The following is a 26621-nucleotide window of genomic DNA, read 5'->3' as shown; positions in this document are numbered from 1 at the left end:
CGACGAACAGCACGTGGTCGAGCGCCTGACCCGTCTTCTTCGCCGCCTCGATGAACACCTGCATGTTCGCCCGCGCCGCCCGCTGACCGATGAACTCGGACAGGCTCAGCGGGCGGATCGTCTGATCCACGTCTTCGGTGCGCTTCTCCGGCGTCAGGAGCGCGTTGGTCGGTGGCTTCGGCTTGCTCATGAACCCTGCTTCGTGGACCGTGCCGCGCGGCCCGCGATCGACGGCCTCGCAGGACGGCTGGGCACCGGCGCGTCCGGTTTTGTTCTTCCTTACCCGTGAAAGGCGGGAAGTCTAAGCGTTGTGGCCGGGCGCGCAGCCGGGGATGTGAGCTGGTGCACGGGCCGCCGCCATCGATGCAACCGAACCCTCGGCCCGTGCATTCATGGACCAAACCTCCAAGCACGGCCGCAGGGCGCATTTCCCCATGAGACTCTGTACGATCGCTGCCGCCGCAGCCGGCGCCGCCATGCTGGCCGTGCCGCTCGCGGCCGAGGCCGCCAACGGCCCGGCCGAGACCAAGGTCGCCGAAGCCAATCCGCAGGTTCATCCCGCCTCGGTGGAGCGTGACGACGACGCCACCTGCAGCCGGGCGCGCCGTCGCCTATGGATCGAGGGCGAGGGCTGGGTTGTCAGGCGGATCACCACCTGCCGGTAACCGGTCCGCACGCGGGGCCTATTGGCTGGGCAGACGGCCCTGTTACGCACTCTGCACGACTGGAGACGCGGAACGGCGGGTGATCCGGCCCGTTGGCCTCGCATCCGGCGCGGACCGCGCGCCGACACCCATCGGAGCCGGCCCATGGCGAACCGGATGATCCTAACCCTGCTCGTCCTCGCCGCGGCAACGCCCGCTTCAGCGCAGACCTTTCGGAGCGCTGATCCCTACGCACCGGTCGCCTACGCGCCCGGCTATGCCGGTGATCCGGGGTTCGCCGGCGAGTTCGTGCGCGGCACCTATATCGGCGCCCCGCTGACCCGCGTGCCGCGTCCGACCCAGATCGTGCCCAGCCCCTGGAGCTACGGCACCTACGGCGTCCCGACAGTGTCGGGCATCCCGGCCGCTCCGGCGGCCCAGCCGACCCTGACGGTGATCAATGCCGCCCCCCATCTTCACCGCGGTGGGCGCGCCGTCGTCGCCGACCCGGCAGCGGGGGCTCGGATCATCGCGGTTCAGGTCCCCCGGCGCTGAGCGCCGCGAACCACGCCGCGTAGGGCGTGTTGCGGACGAGGTGGCGGTTGAAATCGGGGGCGCCGTCCGTCCACCAGACCGGCCCGCGCTCGCCGAGCGCGATCTTCGCCGCGTCAACCTCGGCTCTGGCGGAAGCAAGCGCGTCCGCGGCGCTCGGCTCGCCCGCCCGCTCGGACTGCTTGGCCTCCTTCACGCCCCGTCGCGCCGTCATCAGGCGCTTCACCAGTGCGGTCCGGCAGGTTTCCGGCAGGTCGGGATTCGCGCGTCGCCACAGACGTTCGCGAACAACGATATAGCGTCGATCCGGAGTGGTAATGGCCACGCTCATACAGGGGTGAGCTCCACTGGGTGTTGAATTGATCCGCTTCGCCGAGACGGATCCGCTAACCGGATCCTACAATCGGCACACCTTCTTCAACCGCGCGCGGTGCCGTGGAGCAGAGCCGGTGGACCGGCGCCGTTTTGGCGATCCTCCTCGATATCGGTCTTTTCAAGCGCATCAACGACGAGCACGGCCACGATGTCGGCGACTTGGCGATCAAGGCTGTGGCCGATCAGCGCGCGGGGGAGGGGATCGCCGGGCGTCTTGGCGGTGAGGAATTCGCCGTTATCCTACCGTGCTGTGCCTCGCGGAGGCGGCGCATGCCGAGCGCCTGCGGACGTGGATCCAGGCCCTGCAAATCCGCGGGGCACGTGGCCCGATTGGGCTGAGCTGCAGCTTCGGCGCCAGCACATGTCAGCCCGGCGACAGCGTCGCGGATTTGGTCAAGTGGGCGGATGTTGCCCTCTCCGCGACCAAAGCTGGAGGCCGAAACCGTGTCGTGATCGATCAGGGCGATCGTGTCCGCGCCGTCGCAGGCTGAAGTAAAGCGGCTGGCCCATTTTGGCACAGTCGGCCCAGGGATGTCCCGCCTTCGTCCCGAGTTGGCGCATCGATCCACCGAGTATCCGTCTCGAGGCAGCGATTTTGCCAATATAAAGCTTAATATTCGTCAGTTCTAGATGGAATGGATCTTGGAACTTCGCCTTCGATCCCAGCCGCCTGTATCAAGCCGGGAGAGAGAGGTGCAAGGTCATGAGTACGGCCGTTGGCGTCCTGATCCTGGATGAGCCGGAGGACTTGAGCGCGACGGTGCGCGCCACTTTGGAGCACATGCCCGAGTTCCACACCATCAGCGAGGCCGATCTCGATCGCGCCGAAGCCGGCAGCAACGTCGCCCTGGTCTTTCTCGACGAGATCCGGCTGGCCGATGGTCTCGCCCGCATCGTCGCCCTGAAGGAGCGGCAGCCGAACCTCCGCACGCTGGTCGCCTTCGGTGCCCTTACCGCGGATGACCTTCGCACCCTGCTGGCCGCGGGTGCCGACGCCTTCGTGGCGCGCTCCAAGTCGCCTCGCGAGCTCGGCGCGGCGCTGCTCGCCCTGGCGGAGGGCTCAGATTGCCTGGTTCCCCCGGAGCAGCCGGTGGCCATGCCGGCGGAAGTGGGCGACAGCCTCGGGCTCACGCCCCGCGAGGCGGAGGTTCTGCGTTTCCTCAGCTCTGGGTTCAGCAACAAGGAAGTCGCGCGGCGCTTGGCATTGAGCGTCCGCACAGTGGAGACCCACCGACTCAACCTTCGGCGTAAGACCCAGACTGGACGTCTGAAGGATCTGGTCTCCCTTGCCCGTCAGCTCGGGCTGGCACCCGTGGTCGAGACCGGCGAGCAGGTCCGGCGCGGCACCGACAGCCGCTCGCCGGGCAACGACAACCAGTCCCGGCACTGACGGGCGTCCAGGTGATCTCGCAGGGACTGTCTCCTAGGCGGCCACGGCCGACCGCCGGGCCGAAGATGCCCGCTTCGTCTTCGGCCCAGGCTCGGAACCGTGAGACTTGGCGGCTGCCGGCGCCGCCTTGTCCCGCGGCTTCTGCGACCCCCTTCCGCGCGCACCTGCCGATTTGATCACCTCACCGGCCTTGGCTTCGTCCTCGGCGGCGGACAGGTGCGCCTGCAGCAGCCCGAGCACAGCCGCTTCCTCGGGCCGCAGACGGGAGAGATCCTCGCTCAGCTCGGACTCGACTGCATCCTTGACCTGCAGGAGCAGGCCGCCTTTCAGATAGCTGTCGAGGATGTGCGGGTGGATGTAGCACTTGCGGCAAATCGTCGGCGTGTTGCCGAGACGGCTGGCGACACTCTCGATGGCCGTGCGGATGTTGCGCTTGGCCCCCGCCTCGCTGTCGAAATGTTCGAACTGCCGCAGCGCCAGCGCCGCCAGCACGGTGCCGGCCCAGGTCCGGAAATCCTTGGCGGTGAAGTCCTCGCCGGTGATCTCGCGCAGATACGCGTTCACGTCCGAGGAGGTGACGTCGCGCTGGGTGCCGTCCGGGTCGAGATACTGGAACAGCTCCTGGCCCGGCAGATCCTGGCAGGCCTTCACGATCCGGGCGACCCGCCGGTCCTTCAGCGACACGTCCCAGGTCTTGCCGCTCTTGCCCTTGAAGCGGAACGACAGGGCCGCCCCCTCGATCCGGACATGGGGATCGCGCAGGGTCGTCAGGCCGTAGCTCTTGTTGGTCCGCGCGTAGTCGTCGTTGCCGACGCGGATCAGCGTGGTCTCGAGCAGGTGGACAACGGTGGCCAGCACCTTGTCGCGGGAGAGGCCCGGCCGCTTCATGTCGGCGTCAACGCGCCGGCGGATCCCGGGCAGCGCGTCGGCGAAGGCCATGATCCGCGAGAACTTGTTGGCCTCGCGCGCCTGCCGGAAGTCCGGATGGTAGCGATACTGCTTGCGTCCCTTGGCGTCGCGGCCCGTCGCCTGGATGTGGCCGTTGCGGCGGGGGCAGATCCAGACGTCCGTGTAGGCCGGCGGGATCGCGAGGCTGCGGATGCGGGCCAGCACCGCCTTGTCGCGCACCGGCGCGCCCTTCGCGTCGAGGTAGCGGAAGCCGGTGCCGCTGCGGCGGCGGGTCAGCCCGGGCCGGCCGTCATCGACGTAGACGAGCCCGGCCTCCTCGGCCGCGGCGCGGAGGTCTCCGCCGCTCTCCGCCGTCTCGACACACGCCATGAACAGCCCCTCCCATCGACGCCGCCCGGCTGCCACGCCGGGCGAGACGGCCTTGGACAACCGGCGGCACGGGACCGCCGTTCCGGGCCTGCACATCCGCCGCAGGACGAGCCCCGCCGTCGTGCTAGAGGGGGCGGATGCAGTCCGATGCCGCCCCCGGGAATATGCCCGTTCCAATGCGCCGCCTGGTCTTCGTGGTGACCGAGGACTGGTTCTTCGCCTCGCATTTCCTGCCGATGGCCCGCGCCGCCATCGGCATGGGTCTCTCGGTCGCGGTGGTGACGCGGGTCCGCGCGCACCGGGCCGCCATCGAGGCGACCGGCGCGCAGGTCGTCCCCCTGGAGGCCGAGCGGGCGAGCCTCAACCCCATGGCCGCCGGCTACGCGGCCGGGCAGCTCGCGGCGATCCTCAAGGCGCTGAAGGCCGACATCGTCCACTGCATCGCCCTGCGCGGCATCCTGGTCGGCGGCACAGCCGCCGCCATGGCGGGCATCCCGTCCCGGGTCTTCGCCCTGACCGGCCTCGGCCTCGTCGGAGCCCGGAGCGACCGGCTCGGGCGGGCTACGCGCCTCGCCCTGCGCGCGCTGATCCGGGGACCACTGGCCTCGTCCCGGACGCGCTTCCTGTTCGAGAATCCCGACGACGCCCTGGCGCTGGGCCTCGATCCGCTCGACCGGTCGGTGACCGTGGTGGGCGGCGCCGGCGTCGATCCCGCGATCCTCGTCCCGCAACCGCTGCCGCCGATGCCGCCGCTGCGGGTGGCGGTCGTCGCCCGGATGCTCTGGTCGAAGGGGATCGACGTCGCCGTCGAGGCGGTCCGTCTCGCCCGGACCCAGGGCGCGCCGGTGGAGCTGGCGCTGTACGGCGCGCCGGACCCATCGAACCGGCGGGCGATCGACGCCAACACCCTGCGCGCCTGGAGCCGCGACGGCATCGTCTGGCACGGGCCGACGACCGACGTGGCGGCGGTCTGGGCCGGTCACCACGTCGCCTGCCTGCCCTCCCGCGGCGGCGAGGGCCTGCCGCGGACGCTGCTGGAGGCGGCCGCCTGCGGCCGGGCGCTGGTCGCGTCCGACGTTCCGGGCTGCCGCAGCCTCGTGCGCGACGGCGTCGAGGGCCTGCTGGTTCCCCCCGACGACGCGCCGGCTTTGGCCGCCGCCCTGGTACGCCTGAGCGGCGATGCCGGTCTCGTCGCCGGCCTGGGCGCGGCCGCGCGGGCCCGGATCGAGACCGGGGGCTTCACCGAGGACGCGGTGACCGACCAAGTCCGCGCCGTGTGGCGCGACCTGCTGGACGCCTGATCGTGCGCGTACCGGACGATCCAGCCGCCTTCATCCGCACCAATACCCGCCTGCTGCCTGTCCCCCATGCGCCCGAGATCCGCCTGCACGTCGCCGACGAGGCGACGGATCTTTGGCAGCGCACCGAGGAGGAATTGCAGGAGATCGGGCTGCCGCCGCCGTTCTGGGCGTTCGCCTGGGCGGGCGGCCAGGCGCTCGCCCGCTACGTCCTTGACAACCCGGACGTCGCGGACGGGGCGCGCGTCGTGGATTTCGCCTCGGGGTCCGGCCTCGTAGCGATCGCGGCGGCCCGCGCCGGGGCGCGCCACGTCGTCGCCAGCGATCTCGACCCCTACGCCATGGCGGCGATCCAGCTGAATGCCGCGGCCAACGGCGTCGGCGACCGAATTGCGGCCGTCTCCGACAATCTCCTCGTCACGGATCCGCAGGTCGATCTCGTCCTGGCCGCCGACGTGTTCTACGAGCGCGACTTGGCCGAGGCCGTGATCGCCTGGCTCGTCGGCCTGCAGGCGCGCGGCGTCACGGTGCTGATTGGCGATCCGGGCCGCACCTACCTGCCGCGGAACCGCCTCGACTGCCTCGCGACCTACGCGGTGCCGGTCTCGCGCGCACTCGAGGATGCCGAGATCAAGCGCAGCCATGTCTGGCGGCTCCGCGGATGACGGACTCGTCGAGACGGTCACGCCGGACCGCAGCCCACGCGGCCCGGCCGAGGCTTTATCCGGCGCGGGAATGCGTTACCGTCGAATCGACTCGTGTCGCGTGCCGCGCATGCGCCAGAGTGTTTGAAGGCCCGGATCGGGGCGTGCTGCGGCGGAAGGTTTCGTGGTGAGTGTCGAGTCGAGTGTGAAGCCGAGCCGTGCCCGCGTCGTCGCCTTCTCGGGCAGTGCCAAGCGGCCCTCGCGCACCCGCATCCTGGTCGAGGCCCTTGGTGCCGAGCTCGGGCGCCTGCGTGGGATCGATCTCGCCGTCTACGACCTCATGGATGCCGGCCCAGGCCTCGGCGCGACGCAGCGCGACGACCTGTCGGCGCCCGCAGCGCGCCTCATCGAGGCGATCGAGGGGGCGGACGCCCTGATCGTCGGCACGCCGGTTTATCAGGGCGGCTATGCCGGGCTGTTCAAGCACGTCTTCGACTTCGTCGATCCAGCCCGGATGATCGGTATGCCGGTGGCGCTGACTGCGACGGGCGGCGGCCTGCGCCACGCCCTCGTGGTCGAGCATGGGCTCCGGCCGCTGTTTGGCTTCTTCGCGGCTCATGTCGCACCGACCTCGGTCTATGCCGGCTCTGACGACTTGGTAGACGGCCGCATCGTCGACGAGACCGTGGCGGTTAGGCTTCGCGCAGCGGCCGCAGAGCTCGCCGCCCTGCTCGACGTATCGCGGACGTCCGCGACCGGCGCATCCGCCTGACGGGAGACTCCCCCGGCCTGCGGCGGGCCCTAGATCGGAGACGGACCACGCTCATCCGCGAGGGATCATGTCAGGCTCTTCGATCTTGGCCGGCAAGGCGGCGCCAACCGCGCTGCCCGCCACCTACGTCACGGCTTCCGGAATGCCGCGCTACCATCCGGTGTCGCAGGCTCTGCACTGGCTGAACGCCGCCCTGGTCCTGGCCGTGCTTCCGCTCGCCTGGGTCGCCATCAGCCTGCCGCCGACGCCCGCCAAGGGCAGCATGTTCGTGCTGCACAAGTCGGTCGGCCTGACGATCCTGGCGATCGTGGTCCTGCGGATCGTCTGGCGGATGGTCCGGCCCGCGCCGCCGGACCCGCAGGCGCCCCGGCTCCTGACGCTGATCGGGCGCGTCAACCACTACCTGCTGTACGCGATCTTCCTGATCATGCCGATCAGCGGCTACCTGCTGAGCGCGCTGTCCGGGCGCGACACGCCGTATTTCTGGCTGTTCACGATCCCGGGGCTCCCGAAGGACGACGCGAGCCAGAAGGTCTTCGAGTCAATCCACGTCTTCGGCCAGTGGCTCGTGTACGCCCTGGTCCTGCTGCACGTCGCCGGGACGGCATGGCACCTGATAGTCCGGCGGGACGGACTTCTGGAGCGGATGCTCCCCGTGCAGGACGGCCGCGGGCGAATCCGCTGACGCATCAACCGGCGGTCTCGAGGTTCCGGGCGCCGGTCCGCTCTGTGGTCAGTCGACGCGGCGCAGGACGAAGGCGGTGCCGACCTCCGGGTCGCGCCGCCAGCGGCCGTCGCCGCTCGGCACGAGGTCGATGCTGTGGCCGCGCTTGGCGGTCAATGTCATCCGACCGTTCACGTAACGCCAGCGCACCGGGTCGAAGACTTCCAGGCCGCTGTCGTGGCAGCCCGGGACGATGTGCACGCCGCCGCCGCTCCCGTCGAGGGTGATCCGGCATGTATCGCGCTGCTGGACGCGATCGAGGGCGTAGAGGCCGGGCGCAGGCCCCGCCGAGACGGTCGCCGCGGGCTGCAGCTCAGCCGGGACCGGAGCCGCGGTCTGGAGCGGGGAGGAGCTCGTCGGATTAGCCGGCGCGGTCTCGGGCGCGGCCACCGCATCGGCCGGTCGCATCGCGACGATGTCGAGGGGAACGAAACTGTAGCCCTCGCCGCCCTCGGCCTGCGCCACGAGGCTGCGCTGGTCCGGCCGCTTGGCGAAGTCGAGGACCGGGCGGACGTTGCGGTCGACGAGGCGGACCGCGCCGTCGACGAAGAGCCAGCCGGCGACCGCGTTCAGGACCGGCAGGGCCCGGCGGCATCCGGCCGGGAAACGCAGCCGCTGCCCCGCCTCGCCGCTGTCGAGCACCAGCGTCATGACGCAGCGGCGGTTGGTTCCGTCCCGGGACAGGTCCCAGGTTCCCGGCACCTGACCGAGCCTGTCGGGCAGGCTCGGCGGTGCGACCGGAACCGGAGGCGCCGCGAGCGTCCCCGCGGGCGGGGGCGGAGGCGGGGGAGCGGCCTCTTCGGCGGCGGCGGGCACGTCCTGGGCGGCTGCCGGTCGGACGATCGCGGCGATCGCGATCAGCGCCGATGCGGCCAGCAGGGCGGCCAGAGCCTGTCTCACGCGGTCGGTCTCCAGGGTGTCTCGGCGACGGGCGTCAGCGGACCCCGTCCCTCGAACCAAGAGACGACGTTGTCGACGACGAGTTGGGCCATCGCCGCGCGGGTGTGCTCGGATGCCGAGCCGACATGCGGCAGCAGCACCGTGTTCTCGAGGGCGGCGAGGTCTGCGGGTACGTGCGGCTCGTTCTCGAACACGTCGAGGCCGGCGCCCATGATCGTCCCGGCCTTCAAGGCGGCGGTCAGTGCCGCCTCGTCGACGAGGGTGCCCCTGGCGACGTTGATCAGGATGCCCTCGGGGCCGAGCGCTTCCAGCACGGCTGCGTTCACCAGATTTCGCGTGTCGGCGCCGCCGGGCGCCACCACGATCAGGATATGGACCGCGCGGGCGAGGCCGATCAACGTATCGTGATACGTGTAGGGGACGTCCGCCTGCCGGCTGCGGCCGTGATAGTCGATCTCGACGCCGAAGCTCTCCAGGCGGTGGGCGATTGCCCGCCCGATCCGGCCGAGACCAAGGATGCCAACCCGCCGCCCGCGCAGGGACGCCGTGAGCGGGAAGGGCGCCTTGGGCCAGTGGCCGGCCCGCAGGTAGCGGTCGGCCTGGGGGATCCGCCGCAGGGTGGCGAGGACGAGGCCGAGGGCGAGGTCGGCGACCTCGTCAGTGAGGACATCCGGCGTGTTGGTGACGATGATGCCGCGCCGCTGCGCCCCGGCGGCGTCGACGGCGTCGTAGCCCACCCCGAAATTCGCGATCAGCTCGAGGTTCGGCAGCCGGTCCATCAGCGCCCCGTCGACCGCGCCGCCGACGCAGAGCGCGCGGATCCGCGGCCCGATCTCGGCGAGCAGCGCCTCAGGATCCGCGGCGTCCGCCAGCCGGTGGACCCCGTACCGTCCAGCGAAGGCCTTCTCCACGAGCGGGTGCATCTTCCGGAGCAACAGGATCTCGACCGGGGCTTCAGCCATCGTTCACTCCCACGTTCGGCCGTTCGTCAGTGCAGGCCGTCTCCCCGTCCCGGCATAGAGCCTGTGCGGGGTGACGCGCCAGCGCGCCGACGCCACCGGCGGTGACACCTTGGTGACACCCGCACGGATCAGCCGGGCGGCCCATCGACCGGCACAGGGCTCGCCTCTTTCGAAAACCGCGCGCGATGCCTACTAAGGATCACGCATCATCGCGAGAGTTCTGCACCGACCCCACTCGCCGAAGACGAAGACCGATGACCAGCCCGCGCACCCTCTACGACAAGATTTGGGACGACCACGTCGTCGATGTCCAGCCGGACGGCTCCAGCCTCCTCTACATCGACCGGCACCTCGTGCACGAGGTGACGAGTCCGCAGGCGTTCGAGGGTCTCCGCGTGGCCGGCCGTAAGGTGCGCCATCCGGAGAAGACGCTGGCCGTCGTGGACCACAACGTCCAGACCTCAGACCGCTCGCAGGGGATCGACGATCCCGAGAGCCGCACGCAGCTCGAGGCGCTCGCCGAGAACGTGCGCGACTTCGGCATCGAGTTCTACGACGCCCTCGACCGACGCCAGGGCATCGTCCACATCATCGGACCTGAGCAGGGCTTCACGCTGCCCGGCCAGACGATCGTCTGCGGCGATTCCCACACCTCGACGCACGGTGCCTTCGGGGCGTTGGCCCACGGCATCGGCACCTCGGAGGTCGAGCACGTGCTCGCCACCCAGACACTGGTGCAGCGCAAGGCCAGGAACATGCGCGTCTCCGTCGACGGCACGCTGCCGCCCGGCGTGACCGCGAAGGACATCATCCTGGCGATCATCGGCGAGATCGGGACCGCCGGCGGCACCGGCCACGTCATCGAGTATGCCGGCGAGGCGATCCGCGCCCTCTCGATGGAGGGCCGGATGACGATCTGCAACATGTCGATCGAGGGCGGGGCCCGTGCCGGCATGGTCGCCCCCGACGCGACGACCTTCGCCTATGTGAAGGACCGTCCGAAGGCGCCGAAGGGCGCGGCCTTCGACGCGGCCCGCCGCTACTGGGAGAGTCTCGTCACCGATGCGGGCGCGCATTTCGACCGCGAGGTTCGCCTCGACGCGGCCAATCTACCGCCGCTGGTGAGCTGGGGGACGAGCCCCGAGGACGTGATCTCGATCCAGGGCCGCGTGCCGGATCCGTCCGAGATCGCCGACGAGAACAAGCGGCAGTCCAAGGAGAAGGCGCTCGCCTATATGGGCCTGACGCCGGGCACCCGGATCACCGACATCACCCTGGACCGGATCTTCATCGGCTCCTGCACCAACGGTCGCATCGAGGATCTTCGCGAGGTCGCGCGGGTCGTCGGTGACCGCAAGGTGCATGACGGCGTGTCGGCGATGATCGTGCCGGGCTCCGGGCTCGTGAAGGCGCAGGCTGAGGCCGAGGGTCTCGACAAGATCCTGAAGGCGGCGGGCTTCGACTGGCGCGAGCCGGGCTGCTCCATGTGCCTCGGCATGAACCCGGACAAGCTGCGTCCGGGCGAGCGCTGCGCCTCGACGTCGAACCGCAACTTCGAGGGCCGTCAGGGGCCGCGTGGGCGCACGCACCTCGTGTCGCCGGCCATGGCGGCCGCCGCGGCGGTGGCCGGACGCTTCGTCGACATCCGGGAGTGGCCGCAGGGCTGAAATCCCGATTGACGGCGACGGCTCCGTTGCCTAAACGGAGCCGTCGCCGGCCAGTGGCCGACGGCGAGCCCAGGTGGCGGAATTGGTAGACGCGCTGGTTTCAGGTACCAGTCTCGCGAGAGGTGAAGGTTCGAGTCCTTTCCTGGGCACCAAATGCCTGACAGCAGCCCGCCAACGCATTGGCGGGCTTTGTTGTTTCTGAGGGTTGGGACTCCTGATCCGAGGGTGCGGGGGTTCTTCGCGCTTCACGGGCCATCCGAGCCCGGTTGGCCGTCCGCGTGTAGGTTGCGCTGTTCCGAAAGACTGCCAAGCGGGCGACGACCGCCACGACCTGCTAGCCCTTGATGCCCTGGTCGGCCTCGATCGCCAGAGCCTCGCGCATGAATGCTTCGACGACCGTCAGGGCTCGCACCCCGCGGCCATCGAACAGTGCGTCGGAGACGAAGTCCATCGACCGGCGCTCGTTCGGCCGGAGTGCCGCAGGCTGACGCTCCCGCTGTGCTGCACTGACATGCCGGCGCTGTCGCTTGAGCCGCAGGCTGAGGCGCTTGTCCCGGTAGAGGCGGTGGACCCTCTTATGGTTCACCCGCCAGCCCTCCCGGCGCAGCAGGATGTAGATCCGGAAATAGCCGTAGCGCACCCGGCTCTTGGCCAGGTCGCAGATGCGCATCCGCGTTGGTGCCGCGGTCGCCGCGCTGCGAGGTGTGTGGGCGCACCACTCCGAGCGGGGTAAACCGCAGGGACGAGGCTTATCGTCGTCAGCGAAGAAGGTTCGGGGGCACTGGCGGGCTCGCATTCAGGAGAGTGATCGTCACCCGTCGGTTCGGCGCGAGGTAGGGATTGTCGGGGAAAACCGGCTCGGTGTCGGCGCGTCCCACCACGGAAGCGAAGTTGTCGTTGGGAACCCCGGCACCCGACAGGATCTCGCGCACGGCGAGCGCACGCCCGGCGGAGAGGTTCCAGGGTTCGACGGCCCGCCCCAGGCCTGGGCGCGTGGCGGCCGTGTAGCCGGTTATGGACAGGCGGTTGGGCAGCCGCCGCATGGCGGGCGCGAGCGCCTCCAGCACGCGACGGGTGCGGTCGTAGGCTTCGACAGAGCCTTCGCGGAACATGGAGCGGCCGTCCTGGTCCACGAGGGAAACGTTCACGCCCTCCTTGGTCGGCTCGATCACGATGTTACGGGACAACTCGGCAATGTCGGGCATCGACTGGAGCGCCTGCCGGAGGCTGGCTATGGCGCTGTAGTTGGCCTCCACGCTGGCGGCCGGGCGGCTGGCATCGAGATCGCTGGCGCGGCCCGGACTAGTCTGGCGCGCTCTGTCCTCCCGCTCGGCAGAGCCCCTCTCCGCGTCGCGGGGGGTGGATGGCTTGTTGCCTGAAGTGTCTAGGGCGGAGCCGTACAGTATTCCGCCAGCGCCACTGGTCGCAGGGCTCAAAGCCGCCGGCGAGAAGTATTCCGCCAAGCCGATCTTTTGCTCCTGCGTCGTCATGCTGATCAGCCACATCAGCAGAAAGAACGCCATCATGGCGGTCACGAAGTCCGCATAGGCGATCTTCCAGGCCCCGCCGTGATGCGCGTGGGCGGCCTTCTTGACCTTCTTGATGATGATCGTGGTCATCGCATCCCTGTCGGATATCGGGTCAATTCTGGGCGGGAAGAGCGGCGGTTGCCGCTTCCACTTCGTTGAAGGTCGGGCGGACGTCACTCATCAGAGACTTGCGGGCAAATTCCACCGCCATTACCGGCGGCTGCCCGGCGATGTGGGCGAGCAGGCCAGCCTTGAGTGATAGGTAGTATTTGGATTCGGCCTCGAAGAGGCTCTTGAGCGACTGCGCCATGGGCCCGAAGAAGCCATAGGCGACGAAAACGCCAAAGAAGGTGCCTACGAGCGCGCCGCCGATCAGATGTCCCAGCACCTCCGGCGGCTCTTTGATCGCTCCCATCGTCTTGATAACGCCGAGTACGGCAGCGACGATGCCGAGCGCCGGTGTTCCGTCGGCGAGCGACTGCATGGCCGAAACGACACGCTCCTGCTCCTGGTGGTGCGTCTCAAGTTCCTCATCCATGAGAGCGTCTATCTCGTGGACGTTGTTAGCGCCCAGCGTCACCATACGCATGTAGTCGCAGACGAACTCGACCGCGTGATGGTTTGCTGCAAAGGTCGGAAAGGCGTTGAACAGCGTCGACTGGCTCGGATCTTCAATGTGCGGCTCGAGCGCCATCGAACCCTTCTGCTTGGCAAGCTTGTACAGTGAATATTGCATTCCAAGCAGTTCGACATAGGATTGCTGGTTGTATTTGGGGCCCTTCACCAGCGTGCCCAGCATGGCGGGCACGGCCTTGAGCACCGGCCCGGTGTTGCCGATGATGAAGGCACCGATCGCTGCTCCGAGGATGATGACAAACTCGAACGGCTGCCAAAGGACCACCAAGTGGCCACCCATCGCCGCGTAGCTGCCGAAGACGCAGGCGAAGACGATCAAGGTGCCGACGATCAGCCGCATAATTTGCCATCCTTGCGCGGCGGAAGGTACAGCCCGCGCGAAGCTACCAATGATCTGGCAAATCACTGATCTTGGTTAACGGCGCGTTTAGAGCAGCGGCCGGAGGATTATATGATTCCCGGTCCCGGCATTTGGTGGAGTAGGTGTGACCTGAAGTGAAGGGCGCCGCAGCCGCTCCATCACCGGAGCCGGCCGATGATCCTGAACGCGCTTGCTCTCAAGCTGAAGCGAGACGCTCGCGGCGTCCTCCGGCGCCGGCACTTCCAGGCCGCCGTGAACCGCGCCATCGACAAGCACAGCGAGGCGTTCGACATCCTGCTCACGGCCAGCCGCGATCTCGGTGCCGCCAAGCGCTTCGGCCGCAAAGTGCTCCAGGATAAGCCCCACCGCGCCCCAGATCGCATCGGCACGGATGATGCTGGTCCGTACCCGCCATCCATCGCTGATAGCCGGGGTCAGGGAATGCTACCTGGGGCCCCAACCCGCTACGTCATCAAGCACCTGCAGCATGGGATTCCTTCACTTCTGTCCTGGGCACCAAAGACCTCACAGCAGCCCGCCGACGTATTGGCGGGCTTTGTTGTTTCTAGGATGCGGGCGTCCTGGGCGGCTCACCCGAGTTCCCAGCCTGATCGGTTCGGCGCACGCCGACCCGATGCTCCCGCCGCCAGATCGACTTCCCTGGCCCGATGCACGCTGCGCGGTATAAGGCTCCGCTTGGGTTCTCGGCGAGGTCGATTCACGTGCGTTCCGGTTCAAGGCTCTCCGAACGCTGGTTCACGCTGGCACTGTGGCTCGTCGCACTGCTCTTCGCGTGGTTCCTCATCGGTCTGGGATCGCTCGTCGTCGGCGATTTACCCCAGGTGGAGCACCGCTATACCCTCGACCAATTCCTCGACACCGACCAGGGGACGTCGTCGGCTGAGGCCCTCAAGCAGATCCGTCGGGAGCAGGACGACAATCGCCGGCAGGTCGAGCAGGACCAGCTCGCCCTCGAGGCCGCTCAGTCCGCGTCCGAGGGCGCGCGCGAAACCTTCTCCAACTGGCTGAAGACCCGGGACGCCACGCAGCGCGTCGACCAGGATCCCGGCCTGATCGCACGCACGCAGCAACTCGACGCGCTCAAAGCCGCCGAGCGCACCATCGAGGAGCGCCTCGCGGCCCTGGCGCGGACGGGCCTCGCCCTGTCGGAGCGTGAGGCGGCGCAGCTGCGGGTGGACAACGATCTGCGGGCGGTGGCCCAGAAGCGGCTCGATGCAGCCGAGCGCGGCCAGGAGCTGCGCGTCTTTGCCTACCGGCTCGCCCTGACGCTACCGCTGCTGGCCCTTGCCGGATGGCTCCTGCTGAAGCGCCGTCACACCCGCAACTGGCCCTTCGTCTGGGGCTTCGCACTGGCGGCGGCCTTCGCCTTCTTCGTCGAACTCGTGCCGTATATGCCGAGTTACGGCGGCTACGTGCAGTACGGTGTCGGCGTGATCGTCACACTGGTGGCGGGCCGCGCGGCGATCAACGCGCTACACGCCTACCGCGCGCGGCAGGCCGCGGTTGAGGCGCGTCCGGACGCGGAGAGGCGCACCGAGATCGCCACCGACCAAGCCCTGGCGCGTCTCGCCAAGAAGGCCTGCCCCGGCTGCGAGCGGCCGATCGCCCTCGACGACGCGGGCACGAATTTCTGCCCCCATTGCGGGTTGGGCATCTTCGCGCATTGCCCAGCCTGCGCGCAGCGCAAGAGCACCTTTGAGCGCTTCTGCAGAGCTTGCGGAACCCCGAGCCCGGATCTCGCGACCCCGATCTCATAGCGGGCGCGCCATCAACGGACTGGATCATCGCGCAGCGGATCGACGGTTTGCGCCCCTCAGGCGTTGTCGCCCCGGATCGCCGCGATGACCGCGGCGGTGACCTGCCGCGTCGTCGCCCGCCCACCCAGATCGGGGGTGTGAAGGTTCGGATCGGCGGTGACCCGTTCGATCGCGCGCATCAACCGGTCGGCCGCCGACTTCTCGCCGAGGTGTTCCAACATCTGGCACGCCGTCCAGAAGGTTGCGATTGGGTTGGCGATGCCCTTGCCGGCAATGTCGAAGGCCGAGCCGTGGATCGGCTCGAACATCGACGGGAAGGTCCGCTCCGGATTGATGTTGGCGGTCGGCGCGATGCCCAGCGAACCGGCGAGCGCCGCCGCGAGGTCGGACAGGATGTCGGCGTGCAGGTTCGTCGCCACGATCGTGTCGAGGGTCTCGGGCTTGGTGACCATGCGCATGGTCATGGCGTCGACCAGCATCTTGTCCCAGGTCACGTCAGGAAAATCCCGGGCGACCTCCGCCGCGATCTCGTCCCACATCACCATGGCGTACCGCTGGGCGTTGGACTTTGTGACGACCGTGAGCAGCTTGCGCGGCCGGGTGCGGGCCAACGCGAAGGCGTAGCGGATGATCCGGTCGACCCCTGATCGGGTCATCATCGAGACGTCGGTGGCGACCTCGTTCGGATGGCCCTGATGAACCCGGCCGCCGACGCCCGCATACTCGCCCTCCGAATTCTCGCGGACGATCACCCAGTCGAGTTCCGGACCCGAGACGTTGCGCAGCGGGCTGGTGATGCCCGGCAGGATTCGCGTCGGCCGGACATTGGCGTACTGGTCGAAGGGCTGGCAGATGGCGAGGCGCAAGCCCCAGAGCGTGATGTGATCGGGCACGTCCGGCGCGCCAACGGCGCCGAAGAAGATCGCGTCGTGGTTCCGGATCTGATCGCGGCCGTCGGCCGGCATCATCACCCCGTGCGACTTGTAATGATCCGAGCCCCAATCGAACCGGTCGAAGCGGAACCGGAACGTTCCGGCCTTCTCGGCGAGGACGTCGAGCGCCTCGATGCCGGCGGCGATGACCTCTACGCCGATGCCGTCCGCCGGAATGGCCGCGATGGTATAGGTCTTCATGATGGATCTCCGAGCCTGTCGGGGAGAACTGGCGCCGCGGCCGGTTGCGTCGAGACGAGCGATCATCGGCCGGCTTTCCGCCGCGGCCCCGGATCGGCAGCGCCCTCGTTAGTGAGGCGTGGGCCGCCGGCAACTCCGCGGTGCCTCCGAGGGGACCGCCCGGCCGCGCTCGGAAGCCCGTGTAACGTTTTGTGACACGGTGCAATTTCGCGTTGCCGTCCCGGCGGCCGTCCCTATGCTCGCCCCATGCACGAGGGCACCACCATCGCCATCGTCGAGGACGATGCCGAAATTCGTACCCTGCTCGCCGGCTATCTGGAGGGCGAAGGGTTTCGTATCGTCGCCCTCGACGGCGCCGCCGGCCTCGACCGGCTGCTCGGATCAGGGCCTCAACCGGACCTCGTCGTCCTCGACTGGATGCTGCCGGGCGAGGACGGCCTGTCCATCTGCCGCCGCCTGCGCCAATCCGGTGGGCCACCCATCGTCATGCTCACCGCGAAGGCCGAGGACATCGACCGGGTCCTCGGCCTGGAGATGGGGGCCGACGATTACGTTTCGAAGCCGTTCAACCCGCGGGTCCTGCTGGCCCGGATCCGCGCCGTCCTGCGACGGGCCCACGGCACCGGCGTGCCAACCGCCGAGGCCGCGCCCGAACGCGTGAGCATCGCCGATCTCGTTGTCGATCTGGCGGCCCGCACGGTGACCACGGGTGATCCGGCCGCCGAGATCCCGCTGACCAGCGCCGAGTACGACCTGCTTCACTGCTTCGTCACACGGCCGCAGCGGGTGCTCTCGCGCGACCAGCTCCTCGACTGGACCCGCGGCCGGACCGCCGACGCCTTCGACCGCACCATCGACGTTCAGGTCAGCCGCCTTCGGCACAAGCTCGACGCCTCGGGCAGCCGGACCGCTGCCCTGCTCAAGACCGTGCGCAATGCCGGCTACATCCTGGCTGCACCGGTCCGCTCCGGAACTGCGTGATGGGCCGCGTCGGGCTACTCGGGCGGATCATGCTGCTCCTGCTGGGAGCGCTCTCCCTGCTCGTCCTCGCCACAGTGGCCGTGGATCACTGGCAACGCCGGCAGGAGCGTTGGCCCTCCGGCTCGCGCTTCCCGCGCGTCGATCAGGCCGCCGGCATCATGACGCTGCTGCGCGACGCGGATCCGGCCCAGAGGATGGCCATCCTGAAGGCGGTGAGCGGTGAGGCGCTGCGCGCTGAGATCATCGATGTGCCGCCCGATACGGCCGACCTGATCCGCGAGCCCCGGCTCGAAACCCGGCTTCGCCAAATGACGACCGAGCCGGCCGACCGCGTCCAGGCCTACACCGACACCGCCCTGCTGCGCCGCGGCGTCGACCCGGCCAACATCGACAAGGCGGAGCGGATCGGACCGGTCGGACGCCTCGCAATGGCGACCTACCGGCTGCCCGACGGCCGGTTCGTGGTGATCACGGCGGCCGAACGTCACCGCTCGCTCATGCCGTGGCTGTTCGGCCAGCCGCTGAGCCTCTGGGTGGCGGTGCTCGGCGCCGCGGCGGCGGGTCTCGTGCTGGTCGGCACGCGCCACGAACTCGCCCCGCTGCGGCGCCTCACCGACGCCGTCTCCCGCTTCGACGGCCGCGCCCCGGAACAGGTCAGCGCTCCGCGTGGTGCCCCCGAGATTCGGCGCCTCGCCCAGGCGGTGCAGGGCATGCAGGAGCGGATCGCCGGCCTCATGGCCGAGCGCTCGTTGCTCATCGGGGCGATCTCGCACGACCTCAAGACCTACCTGACTCGGCTGCGCCTGCGTGCCGAAGGGGTGGCCGAGCCGGCGCTCCGGGAGAAGATCGTGGCGGATCTCGACGCCATGACCGAGCTGATCGAGACCTCCCTGGGATTTGCCCGCGGTACCGCAGTCGAGGCGACCCGCGCGCCCGTCGATCTCGCTGATCTGGTCGCCGTCGAGGTAGCCGAGCACGCCGCCCAGGGCGCCACCATCAGCCTGATCGGCGAGGAGGTGCGGGACGCCACGGTGGCAGGCGACGCGGTCGCCCTGCGCCGCGTCGTGGCCAACCTGATTGGGAACGCCGTCAAATTCGGACGCTCCTCGGTGGCGGTTGCGGTGAGCCGGGCCGGGACGATCTGCCGGATCGTCGTCGAGGATGACGGCCCGGGCATTCCCGAGGCGGAGCGGACGGCTGTGTTCAGCCCGTACTACCGGGTCGAGCGTTCGCGGAACCGGCAGACCGGCGGAACCGGCCTCGGCCTCGCCATCAGCCGGCAGATCGCGGAGGCCCATGGCGGCACTGTTGTAGCGGAAGCCAGCGCGCGCGGCGGCGCGCGTCTCGTCGTGATCCTACCGAGCCTGCCCTGAAGGGCGGGTGGTACGGACGCGCAACCGGCCGTTACATATCGTTACAGGACGGCGCGTCGCGGTCACATCTGGGAAGCGCGCGCGGACAAACCTTCGCTTACACGCCGCGGCGGATCCTCCGTCTTGGCGGGGGCAGCCGGCCAACAGGCCGCGCCTGCCCGATCGAGCAGAAGGAGATCACCGATGTTCAAGGTTCTCGCTCCGGCCGCCCTCCTCGCCAGCCTCGCTGCCCCCGCCTCGGCGCTGCCGCTAGTCCAGGACGCGGTCTCCACCGGCTTCGACGGCGCCCAGATCATCCAGGTCTATGGCGGCTGCGGCCCCTACGCGCATCGTGGCCCCTGGGGCGGCTGCCGTCCGGGCGGCCAGTGGGGCGGCTATGTTCGCGGCGTCTCGTGCCCGGCAGGCTTCCACATCGGTCCCTACGGCCGCCGCTGCTGGCCCAACTGAAGCGCCGCATTGCCTGATCGCACCTCGTTCCTCATCCGGCCGCGAGGCCGGACGCTCATGGAGTTGAGTCATGATCCGCACCTTCGTCATGCCCGTGGCGCTCGCCGCGGGAGTCCTGATGGCCGGTTCGAGCGCCGAGGCGCGCGACGGCTGCGGACCGGGTTTCCATCGCAACATCTACGGTTGGTGCCGGCCGAATCTCGGATACCGACCGTTCGTTTACATCCCGGTCTATCCGCGCGTCGGCGGCCATCGCTGGCACTCGGGCTACCATTGGCACCGCCGTTTCGCCTGGCGCGGCGACTACCACTGGGGCGGCTTCCGCCATGTCGGGTGGCATGGGGGTTGGCATCGCGGCTGGCATCACGGCTGGCATCACGGCGGATGGCACCATCGCTGGTGACCCCGCGTCGAACCCGGTCCCGCTCGTGGGGGGTCGCAGCCGGAATACCGCCCGTCCTACGGCAATACCAGGCCCGATGCCGCGTAGGTCAGGGCCGCGACCAGGGCCGCCGCCGGCATCGTGATCACCCAGGCGATCACGATGCCCTGCGCGACATTCCAGCGGACCGCCGAGACCCGGCGCGCCGCGCCGACGCCGACGATGGCGCCCGTGATCGTGTGGGTGGTGGAGACCGGGATGCCGAAGGCCGTCGCAGCGAACAGCGTCGCGGCGCCGCCTGTCTCGGCGCAGAAGCCCTGCATGGGCGACAGGCGCGTGATCTTCGAGCCCATCGTGTGGACGATGCGCCAGCCGCCCAAAAGGGTGCCGAGTGCCATGGCAGTCTGGCAGGACAGCACCACCCAGAGCGGCACGTGGAAGGCCCCGCTCTCGCCATGGGCGTAGAGCAGGGCTGCGATGATCCCCATTGTCTTCTGAGCGTCGTTGCCGCCGTGGCCGAGGGAGTAGAGCGACGCCGAGACGAATTGCAGCGCTCGGAACAGCCGGTCCACGGCGTGCGGCGTCGAGCGGACGAAGATCCACGAGACCGCCAGCATCAGCAGCAGCCCGAGGGCGAAACCGAGGGCGGGCGAAAGGACGATGGCGGCGCTGGTGGCGATGACGCCGGGCCAGACGATCACCCCTATTCCCGCTTTGGCGATGCCGGCGCCGAGCAGGCCGCCGATCAGGGCGTGGGAGCTGGAGGACGGGATGCCGGCATACCACGTGACCAAGTTCCACGTGATCGCGCCGCCGAGCGCCCCCAGGATCACCCGGTCGTCGACGGCCGAGACATCGATGATTCCCGAGCCCACCGTGCCGGCGACGTGGAGGCCGAAGACCAGGAAGGCCACGAAGTTGAAGAATGCCGCCCAGAACACGGCGTAGCGGGGCGCCAGCACCCGCGTTGACACGATGGTGGCGATGGAATTGGCGGCATCGTGCAGCCCGTTCAGGAAGTCGAAGACCAGGGCGAGGATGATGAGGACGACGAGGAGCGTCACGCGGCGACCTGCGGATCAGACGTGTTCGACGACGATGCTGCTGATCTGATTCGCCACGTCCTCGAAGCGGTCCATGACCTTCTCCAGATGGCCGTAGAGTTCGGACCCGACGAGGAAGGCCATGGGGTCCCGCCCCGACGCCTTGAACAGGGCCTTCAACCCGTCATTGTGCAGGTCGTCGGCGCGACCCTCCAGCTCGATGACGCGCTCGGTCAGGCCGTTCAGCGCGGCCGCGTTCTCGCCGAGCGCCCGCAGCTTTGGCAGGGCCGCGGCGGTAACCTGCGCGGCCTCCTGGATGACCGCCCCCATCTCGCGCATCGCCGGCTCGAAGGTGGTCACCTCGAAGAGTTGGACCGCCTTGGCGGTCTTGAGCATCTGGTCGATCGCATCGTCAAGGGAGCCGACGAGGGCCTGGATGTCACCGCGGTCGAACGGTGTGATGAAAGTCCGGCGGACCGCCAGCAGCGCCTCCCGGGTGATTGCGTCCGCTGCATCCTCGTGGGCCGCGATCGCCGCGTAGGCTGCCGGGATCGGTTGCGTGCCGTCGAGAAGCGCCCGGAGGGCGGCCGCGCCGTCCTCGAGCGTTCTTCCGTGACGCTCGAAGAGATCGAAGAACCGGTCCTCCCGCGGCATCAGGGCGCGAAACCAAGCCAGCATGTCGTGTCCGGATCGAGAGGTCGGCGTGTCGGCCGGGCGCGAGAACACCCGGCAGGCACAACGGGCGAGGACACCGACCCGATCCGGCAGTTGGCAAACAATCGTCCGGCGGCCCTGCCGGCCGGCGGGCGGCCCCGCTCAGCGGGCCGGACTGGCGGCGGCGTGGAGCCAGCCGAAATCCACCGGGTAGCCGAGCCCGTGAAGCATCTTGACTCGCTTCCACGAGGCCGACCGCGCCGAGGCCGCGTCCTGCCCGGCATCGATTTCGGCGCTCTCCATCTCCTGGAGCTCGCGGCTCAGCGCCTCGCGCAGGCCGGCGGCCTTCATGTTGCCGAGGGCGGCGGTGAAGGCCTGCTCGGCGATCCGAACCTGATCACAAATCTGACGCACGCTCATCAGTACCGATTCCTCCAGGACGGCGTGAACACTGCATTTCCGCAGTCGCCCGGAGGCTAACACGCGTGCCGGCAGCGGGAGATGTACGTCTTTGGTGCAGCGGCCGTCACCGCACGGGGAGCGGGCCGAGGCGCCGCGTCGTCCGCGGCCAGCGCCGCTTGCGCCCGAAGGTCCGGCGCGAATCGGAGAGGCGGGGATCCACCTCCATCTTGCGACCCAACCGCGGCTGGACGCTGGCGCCGATCGCCACCAAAACGGCCGACCCGATCAGCGCGACGAGCACCGCGCCCCAGAACACGCTCTCGAACATCAGGCACTCCCGGACCGGAGCCCCGCCGCAGACCGTTCTGGGCCGCGGTCGATCGCGGATGAAGCTAGACCATTCCCGCGAATGCAATCAATGCCCGGTATCGCGTTGTATTCGATTGTCTACAACTGATTGCGTCGCGCCGATGCGCCTGCAGCGGACGGCGCCGCGCTGTCCTTGCGCAGGATCAATGCGCGTGCCGCCCCGGTCTCCGACGATCCTCGGGCCGAACCGGAGTCCGAACCATGCGCCTCTATCGCGTTACCTTCTACAGGACAGTCGCGGACGATACCGGGCACGAGCACCGGGTGCGGCAGCACGCGATCCTGGTCCAGGCGCTATCCGAGGTGTCGGCCGTCTGGCAGGCCAAGGCGCTTCTCTGCGCGGGCGCTCAGGTCATCGACTGGCGCCTGCGCGCGGATAGCTGCGAGGTCGCGGCCTTGCCGGTCGCCGCGTAGGTTTGCCGCCCCGGCCCCGCACAGGCGGGTAGGCGGCAAGCAGCGCGAGCGGACCAGAGCTTCGCCGGCCGAGCTTAGATCGAACAATATTCGGAGACAGGCCGATCTCCGGCGTTCTAGGTTGCGGCCGGTCGCCATCGCCCCGAGATGGCGCGGTGACAGATGTCACTCCTCAACCGTCGCAGTACGTCATCACGGCCTCGGCCCGGCGCGGCGATCTCCGGCAGACCCGAAAACGGGCCGCGAGCGCGGTGGAGCTGGCAGATCGTGGATCGCGGCCGGCTACGAGGCCGTGCGGATCACCGACCCGTCGGGCAACGTCCCCAGTCCGGAACGGTACCATATCAAGATCACGAACGGCGGCCGGCCCTATCACTAGGGCCTGCCCGCACGCGGCCCGGCGCGGATGCCGGCGCGGGCGGTGATCCCGCACGCGCTCGGGACATCCCCCCGGACCCGCCCCGGCGAAATCGCCGCCGCGTCGCTGTCTTTCGCCGATCGATCCGTGCCGTCTTCCCGGGTGCTCGGAGGCGGGAGGCGGCCTTACGGCCCCAGAATAGAGACAGAGCTGTCGACGCGCTCCCCGGCGGGCGCGGTGGGCGGGCCCGCCGGTCGGTGCGGCACCGCACCCCGCGCAGCCGAGCCCGTCCCGCTGCGGCCCCATTCCGCTGCCACAGCGTCCAGGTCGGCGTCCCGGTCGACAGCGCCCGCTGCGGGTGCCTCGCGGCGGCGGCCAATTCGACACCGGGCGTCGCTCTACCGGCCTTGGTCACGGGCCGGATGCGGGGCGCCGGTCGGGGCGGTTTTTACGAAGCGTTCATCCTCCGGGTGTCCGATCCGGAGGGGGCAGAGGCAGGAAAGCGGAAGCGATGCCGAGCGAGACGAACAGAGCGACCCAGGACACGTCGGCGCAGGAGCCGATCCTGGAGCTGTGGCGCATCCTCGCCCTGGCGCTGATCGTGGCGGCCGGGATGCTGTTCGTCCATCTGGTCGTTCCCGCCGAGGCCGATGCGTCCGCGGCCCGGGTCGCGGTGGTCCCCAACACCGACGGCCACGCGGTGCGATGAGGGACGCGGCCCCGGGGCGTCCTCGACGCGGCGCCTGAGCCGTCCGCGCGCCGCGCCGGGACCGGCCTGATCCAGGGCGAACGCCGCCGCCTCTTCGTCCCCCGGGCGTTCAGAGCCTCCAGGAAGGCGGCCGAGTCCGCGCGGGCGCTGCTCGGGATCTGGCCGTCAAGCTTCTGGCGCAGCAAGGTGACGACGCCCCTCGGGCGTCGCGACCGCGGGATCTGCGGCGTCGACAACGTGCATGCCGACCGCGCAGGTCCGGTCGCCGGCCAATCGGGCTCTCCCGAATCCAACATATCCTGTCGAATCCGCACGATGAGAGACCCGTCAGACTGGATCGGCAACCACCGAAACCGGTCTTGACGGGACCACGAGCGCCACCCGCGTCACTGCATCGGCAGCGGGACCGCCTCGACGGCGACGTCGCCGATCCCCCGGGCCGCGAGGGCCGTGCGCAGGGCGTCGGTCAGGCAGGTGCCGGCCGTGAAGGCGCCGAGCGCCGCGCCGTGCCGATCGGCCTCGCGGGGCAGGGGGCCGATCAGCTGCACGACGCGCCGGGCGATGGCGGGCGCCGGATCGATCCAGGTCACCGGCCAGGGCGCGACCGCCTGGAGGCGCGGCAGCAGCAGGGGGTAATGGGTGCAGGCGAGGCAGACCACGTCGGTGCGCCGCCCGTCCGCCTCGGCGACGAAGCAGGGGGCGATCTCGGCGGCGAGGGTGGCGTCGTCCACCGGCGCGCCCGCGAGTTCGGCCTCCGCGAACCCGGCGAGGTTCTGCGAGCCGACCAGCGTCACCGCGCAGGCCCCGGCATAGGTCGCGATCAGGTCGCGGGTGTAGGAGCGCGCCACCGTGCCGGGCGTCGCCAGCAGGGTCACGAGCCGCGTGCGCGTCGCCTCCGCGGCCGGCTTGATCGGAGGCACGACTCCCACGAAGGGCGTGGTGAAGCGCTGGCGCAGCGCCGGCAGCACCAGGGTCGAGGCAGTGTTGCAGGCGATCACCACAAGGTCGGGCCGGTGGGTCGCGACCAGCCGCTCCATCACGGTGAGGACGCGGGCGACGAGGGTCGCCTCCGAGAGCCGTCCGTACGGGAAGGCGGCGTCGTCGCCGACATAGACGTAGCGGGCATCCGGCCGGGCGCGCCGCAAGGCGTCGAGGACGGTCAGGCCGCCGAGGCCGGAATCGAACACCAGGATGGTCGGCTCGGCGGCACAGCGCAAAGCGGCGGCGGACAGGCTGGCCCCGGCCATCAGATCGATCCGCATGAGAACCCCGGACTCCTCGAAGAGCGTCCCAAAATCTCGGCAGCGAGGGTTAAGGCGATCTCACTGCGGCGAGAGAAAGACCCGTGATCCCCAACCTGTTCCGTTAACCGCCGCGCCGCCGCGGCGAAGAAGCCGACGAGGCTCAGGGGGGCGCCCGGCCCGCGGCTCCGAGCGAGAGCGCTCTCGCAAACAGCGCTGTTGCAGAGGTTGCCGGAACACGGCCGGAACATATCTTCTGCGCGCCGGCCGAGGTCGAGAAGACGGTTCTCGGTCAGGCCCGAAAAAGGGGACCATCGTCATGGCAGCGACAGCGGCACTGCGCCCGGACGAGACGCGCGACCCTGCGGCACCGGCCTTCCCGCCGCCGCACGTCACCGCCCGGCCTATCGACCGGGCCGCCTGGATCGCCGCCTACCGGCAGGTCCGGAGCGAGACCGAGCGCCGCGCCGCGCCGCTCTCCCCGGAGGACCAGCAGGTCCAGTCCATGGCCGATGCCAGCCCGACCAAGTGGCACCGGGCCCATGTCACGTGGTTCTTCGAGCAGTTCCTGCTCCGGGAGCACCTGCCGGGCTACGCGATCTACGACGCGCGGCTGCACTACCTGTTCAACTCGTACTACGTGGCGGCGGGTCCCCGTCAGCCGCGCATCCAGCGCGGCATGATCACCCGCCCGACCATGGCGGAGGTCGCGGCCTACCGGGCACACATCGACCGCGCCGTCGAGGCCCTTCTGGGGCAGGCCTCCGAGCGCGCCCTGGAGGCGGTGCTGCCGATCCTGGAGATCGGCCTCTATCACGAGCAGCAGCACCAGGAGCTCCTCCTCACCGACATCCTGCACGCCTTCGCGCAGAACCCGCTGAACCCGGCCTACGACCCGGACTGGCGATTCCCGAAGGCGGCGGCGCAGGCCGGGCAGGCCACCCTCGACCGCGCGATCGCCTGGATCGGGCATGCGGGGGAGGGGTTCTCGTTCGACAACGAATCCCCGCGGCACGAGACGCTGATCCCGGCCGGCCGGATCGACCGGGCGCTCGTGACCAACCGCCAGTGGCTCGCCTTCATGGAAGATGGCGGCTACGCCAAGCCGGAACTGTGGCTCTCGGACGGCTGGTATGCCGGGCCGGCGGAGGGCTGGGAGGCCCCCGGCTACTGGCACCGCGACGGGGAGGGGTGGGCGACCATGACGCTGGGCGGCGCGCGCCCGGTGGATCTCGACGCCCCCGTCACCCACATCAGCTACTACGAGGCGGACGCCTACGCCCGATGGGCCGGCCGCTTCCTGCCGACCGAGTTCGAGTGGGAGGTCGCGGCCCGCGACGGCGGCCTGCCGGACGCCTTCGGCCTCGTCTGGCAATGGACCCGCAGTGCCTACGTCCCCTATCCGGGCTACCGGCCGCTCCCGGGGGCGCTCGGCGAGTATAACGGCAAGTTCATGGCCAACCAGTTCGTGCTGCGCGGCTCGTCGGTGGCGACCCCCGAGGGCCATGCCAGGCTGCCGTACCGCAACTTCTTCTATCCGCACCAGCGCTGGCAGTTCACGGGCCTGCGCCTCGCCGATGCCGCCTGACGCGCCCCGGAGCCGCC

29 protein-coding genes, 1 tRNA gene and 3 pseudogenes are annotated in these 26621 nt (G+C 69.6%); 19 read left to right on the top strand and 14 right to left on the bottom strand.

Features of this window, described 5'->3' with window-relative positions; translation table 11 throughout:
- Nucleotides 1–190 (bottom strand): annotated as a pseudogene (locus BLT59_RS12930) (Holliday junction branch migration DNA helicase RuvB); the annotation flags it as partial.
- Between the two features lie 244 nt (nt 191–434).
- Between BLT59_RS12930 and BLT59_RS12925 the strand changes: the two are divergent.
- Nucleotides 435–665 (top strand): hypothetical protein, encoded by a 231-nt coding sequence (locus BLT59_RS12925; RefSeq protein ID WP_091780293.1) that lies wholly within the window; start codon nt 435–437, stop codon nt 663–665.
- Nucleotides 666–809: 144 nt separating this feature from the next.
- Nucleotides 810–1199, top strand: coding sequence for a hypothetical protein (locus tag BLT59_RS12920; RefSeq protein WP_091780230.1), 390 nt, complete (start codon nt 810–812; stop codon nt 1197–1199).
- Here the strand turns inward: BLT59_RS12920 and BLT59_RS12915 are convergent.
- Nucleotides 1171–1527 carry a hypothetical protein gene (locus BLT59_RS12915; RefSeq protein ID WP_091780226.1) on the bottom strand — a complete coding sequence of 119 codons (357 nt, stop codon included), beginning with the start codon at nt 1525–1527 and terminating at the stop codon, nt 1171–1173. The two genes, BLT59_RS12920 and BLT59_RS12915, sit on opposite strands and share 29 nt — an antisense overlap.
- A gap of 152 nt (nt 1528–1679) precedes the next feature.
- On the opposite strand from BLT59_RS12915, the gene BLT59_RS31800 reads away from it, so the two are divergent.
- The gene (locus BLT59_RS31800; RefSeq protein ID WP_244513968.1) at nt 1680–1910 is read left to right on the top strand and encodes a diguanylate cyclase; all 231 of its coding nucleotides are present in this window, start codon (nt 1680–1682) and stop codon (nt 1908–1910) included.
- A 364-nt stretch (nt 1911–2274) separates the two neighbouring features.
- Nucleotides 2275–2961 (top strand): LuxR C-terminal-related transcriptional regulator, encoded by a 687-nt coding sequence (locus tag BLT59_RS12905; protein ID WP_091780220.1) that lies wholly within the window; start codon nt 2275–2277, stop codon nt 2959–2961.
- Nucleotides 2962–2994: 33 nt separating this feature from the next.
- Here the strand turns inward: BLT59_RS12905 and BLT59_RS12900 are convergent, their stop codons facing one another.
- Nucleotides 2995–4239: a DNA topoisomerase IB gene (locus tag BLT59_RS12900; protein WP_091780217.1), complete on the bottom strand. Its 1245-nt coding sequence runs from the start codon at nt 4237–4239 to the stop codon at nt 2995–2997.
- Nucleotides 4240–4376: 137 nt separating this feature from the next.
- Between BLT59_RS12900 and BLT59_RS12895 the strand changes: the two genes are divergently transcribed.
- The 4 genes from BLT59_RS12895 to BLT59_RS12880 all read left to right on the top strand — a co-directional run bounded on the left by BLT59_RS12895 (nt 4377) and on the right by BLT59_RS12880 (nt 7638).
- Complete coding sequence (locus BLT59_RS12895; protein ID WP_091780214.1) at nt 4377–5540, top strand: glycosyltransferase; 1164 nt, start codon at nt 4377–4379, stop codon at nt 5538–5540.
- Nucleotides 5541–5542: 2 nt separating this feature from the next.
- Nucleotides 5543–6202, top strand: a complete 660-nt coding sequence (locus BLT59_RS12890; protein WP_091780211.1) for a class I SAM-dependent methyltransferase — start codon at nt 5543–5545, stop codon at nt 6200–6202.
- Between the two features lie 163 nt (nt 6203–6365).
- Nucleotides 6366–6953: an NAD(P)H-dependent oxidoreductase gene (locus BLT59_RS12885; RefSeq protein WP_244513963.1), complete on the top strand. Its 588-nt coding sequence runs from the start codon at nt 6366–6368 to the stop codon at nt 6951–6953.
- Nucleotides 6954–7020: 67 nt separating this feature from the next.
- Entirely contained in the window at nt 7021–7638 is a 618-nt protein-coding gene (locus BLT59_RS12880; RefSeq protein ID WP_091780208.1) for a cytochrome b, read from the top strand.
- A gap of 48 nt (nt 7639–7686) precedes the next feature.
- Here BLT59_RS12880 and BLT59_RS12875 read toward each other — a convergent pair whose 3' ends face one another.
- The gene (locus tag BLT59_RS12875) at nt 7687–8577 is read right to left on the bottom strand and encodes an AprI/Inh family metalloprotease inhibitor (protein WP_091780205.1); all 891 of its coding nucleotides are present in this window, start codon (nt 8575–8577) and stop codon (nt 7687–7689) included.
- Entirely contained in the window at nt 8574–9539 is a 966-nt protein-coding gene (locus BLT59_RS12870) for a 2-hydroxyacid dehydrogenase (RefSeq protein WP_091780201.1), read from the bottom strand. Before BLT59_RS12870 ends, BLT59_RS12875 begins: the two co-directional genes overlap by 4 nt.
- 254 nt (nt 9540–9793) lie before the next feature.
- Here BLT59_RS12870 and leuC point away from each other — a divergent pair, with 254 nt between their 5' ends.
- Both leuC and BLT59_RS12860 read left to right on the top strand, forming a co-directional pair.
- Nucleotides 9794–11206, top strand: coding sequence for a 3-isopropylmalate dehydratase large subunit (gene leuC, locus BLT59_RS12865; protein ID WP_091780196.1), 1413 nt, complete (start codon nt 9794–9796; stop codon nt 11204–11206).
- A 67-nt stretch (nt 11207–11273) separates the two neighbouring features.
- A tRNA-Leu gene (locus BLT59_RS12860) sits at nt 11274–11358 on the top strand.
- A gap of 185 nt (nt 11359–11543) precedes the next feature.
- Here the strand turns inward: BLT59_RS12860 and BLT59_RS12855 are convergent.
- The 3 genes and pseudogenes from BLT59_RS12855 to motA form a co-directional block, all read right to left on the bottom strand.
- Nucleotides 11544–11888: pseudogene (locus tag BLT59_RS12855) on the bottom strand (IS3 family transposase); the annotation flags it as partial.
- Nucleotides 11889–11964: 76 nt separating this feature from the next.
- Nucleotides 11965–12825: a flagellar motor protein MotB gene (locus BLT59_RS12850; RefSeq protein WP_091780193.1), complete on the bottom strand. Its 861-nt coding sequence runs from the start codon at nt 12823–12825 to the stop codon at nt 11965–11967.
- A 22-nt stretch (nt 12826–12847) separates the two neighbouring features.
- Nucleotides 12848–13711: a flagellar motor stator protein MotA gene (gene motA, locus BLT59_RS12845; protein ID WP_091780190.1), complete on the bottom strand. Its 864-nt coding sequence runs from the start codon at nt 13709–13711 to the stop codon at nt 12848–12850.
- Between the two features lie 195 nt (nt 13712–13906).
- Here motA and BLT59_RS12840 point away from each other — a divergent pair.
- Both BLT59_RS12840 and BLT59_RS12835 read left to right on the top strand, forming a co-directional pair.
- Nucleotides 13907–14233: pseudogene (locus BLT59_RS12840) on the top strand (DDE-type integrase/transposase/recombinase); the annotation flags it as partial.
- Between the two features lie 221 nt (nt 14234–14454).
- The gene (locus BLT59_RS12835; protein WP_091780187.1) at nt 14455–15510 is read left to right on the top strand and encodes a zinc ribbon domain-containing protein; all 1056 of its coding nucleotides are present in this window, start codon (nt 14455–14457) and stop codon (nt 15508–15510) included.
- Between the two features lie 56 nt (nt 15511–15566).
- Here the strand turns inward: BLT59_RS12835 and BLT59_RS12830 are convergent, their stop codons facing one another.
- A complete protein-coding gene (locus BLT59_RS12830) occupies nt 15567–16643 on the bottom strand; it encodes a tartrate dehydrogenase (protein WP_091780184.1) in 1077 nt (358 codons plus the stop codon).
- A gap of 246 nt (nt 16644–16889) precedes the next feature.
- Between BLT59_RS12830 and BLT59_RS12825 the strand changes: the two genes are divergently transcribed.
- The 4 genes from BLT59_RS12825 (at nt 16890) to BLT59_RS12810 (ending at nt 19847) form a co-directional block, all read left to right on the top strand.
- Entirely contained in the window at nt 16890–17624 is a 735-nt protein-coding gene (locus BLT59_RS12825; protein WP_091780181.1) for a response regulator, read from the top strand.
- The gene (locus BLT59_RS12820; protein ID WP_091780178.1) at nt 17624–18997 is read left to right on the top strand and encodes a sensor histidine kinase; all 1374 of its coding nucleotides are present in this window, start codon (nt 17624–17626) and stop codon (nt 18995–18997) included. Before BLT59_RS12825 ends, BLT59_RS12820 begins: the two co-directional genes overlap by 1 nt.
- A 183-nt stretch (nt 18998–19180) precedes the next feature.
- On the top strand, nt 19181–19444 hold the full coding sequence (locus BLT59_RS12815; RefSeq protein ID WP_091780175.1) for a GCG_CRPN prefix-to-repeats domain-containing protein: 264 nt from the start codon (nt 19181–19183) through the stop codon (nt 19442–19444).
- A 70-nt stretch (nt 19445–19514) separates the two neighbouring features.
- Nucleotides 19515–19847 (top strand): GCG_CRPN prefix-to-repeats domain-containing protein, encoded by a 333-nt coding sequence (locus BLT59_RS12810; RefSeq protein ID WP_091780172.1) that lies wholly within the window; start codon nt 19515–19517, stop codon nt 19845–19847.
- 56 nt (nt 19848–19903) lie between these two features.
- Here BLT59_RS12810 and BLT59_RS12805 read toward each other — a convergent pair whose 3' ends face one another.
- The 4 genes from BLT59_RS12805 to BLT59_RS12790 form a co-directional block, all read right to left on the bottom strand.
- The gene (locus tag BLT59_RS12805; protein ID WP_091780169.1) at nt 19904–20890 is read right to left on the bottom strand and encodes an inorganic phosphate transporter; all 987 of its coding nucleotides are present in this window, start codon (nt 20888–20890) and stop codon (nt 19904–19906) included.
- Nucleotides 20891–20905: 15 nt separating this feature from the next.
- Nucleotides 20906–21547, bottom strand: a complete 642-nt coding sequence (locus tag BLT59_RS12800; RefSeq protein ID WP_091780166.1) for a DUF47 domain-containing protein — start codon at nt 21545–21547, stop codon at nt 20906–20908.
- Nucleotides 21548–21685: 138 nt separating this feature from the next.
- Nucleotides 21686–21943, bottom strand: coding sequence for a hypothetical protein (locus tag BLT59_RS12795; protein ID WP_091780163.1), 258 nt, complete (start codon nt 21941–21943; stop codon nt 21686–21688).
- Between the two features lie 106 nt (nt 21944–22049).
- Nucleotides 22050–22253: a hypothetical protein gene (locus BLT59_RS12790; protein WP_091780159.1), complete on the bottom strand. Its 204-nt coding sequence runs from the start codon at nt 22251–22253 to the stop codon at nt 22050–22052.
- Nucleotides 22254–22495: 242 nt separating this feature from the next.
- Between BLT59_RS12790 and BLT59_RS12785 the strand changes: the two genes are divergently transcribed.
- Both BLT59_RS12785 and BLT59_RS12780 read left to right on the top strand, forming a co-directional pair.
- On the top strand, nt 22496–22708 hold the full coding sequence (locus BLT59_RS12785; RefSeq protein WP_091780156.1) for a hypothetical protein: 213 nt from the start codon (nt 22496–22498) through the stop codon (nt 22706–22708).
- A gap of 869 nt (nt 22709–23577) precedes the next feature.
- Nucleotides 23578–23775, top strand: a complete 198-nt coding sequence (locus BLT59_RS12780; RefSeq protein WP_091780153.1) for a hypothetical protein — start codon at nt 23578–23580, stop codon at nt 23773–23775.
- A gap of 386 nt (nt 23776–24161) precedes the next feature.
- Here the strand turns inward: BLT59_RS12780 and murI are convergent, their stop codons facing one another.
- Entirely contained in the window at nt 24162–25037 is an 876-nt protein-coding gene (gene murI / locus BLT59_RS12775) for a glutamate racemase (protein WP_091780150.1), read from the bottom strand.
- Nucleotides 25038–25335: 298 nt separating this feature from the next.
- Between murI and egtB the strand changes: the two genes are divergently transcribed.
- Nucleotides 25336–26604: an ergothioneine biosynthesis protein EgtB gene (egtB, locus tag BLT59_RS12770; protein WP_091780146.1), complete on the top strand. Its 1269-nt coding sequence runs from the start codon at nt 25336–25338 to the stop codon at nt 26602–26604.
- Nucleotides 26605–26621 lie beyond the last annotated feature (17 nt).

The sequence above is a fragment of the Methylobacterium sp. UNC378MF genome, assembly GCF_900103195.1.
Lineage (GTDB): Bacteria > Pseudomonadota > Alphaproteobacteria > Rhizobiales > Beijerinckiaceae > Methylobacterium.
The sequence above is the reverse complement of the archived record's forward strand: the minus strand, read 5'-3'. Positions and strand labels throughout refer to the sequence as shown.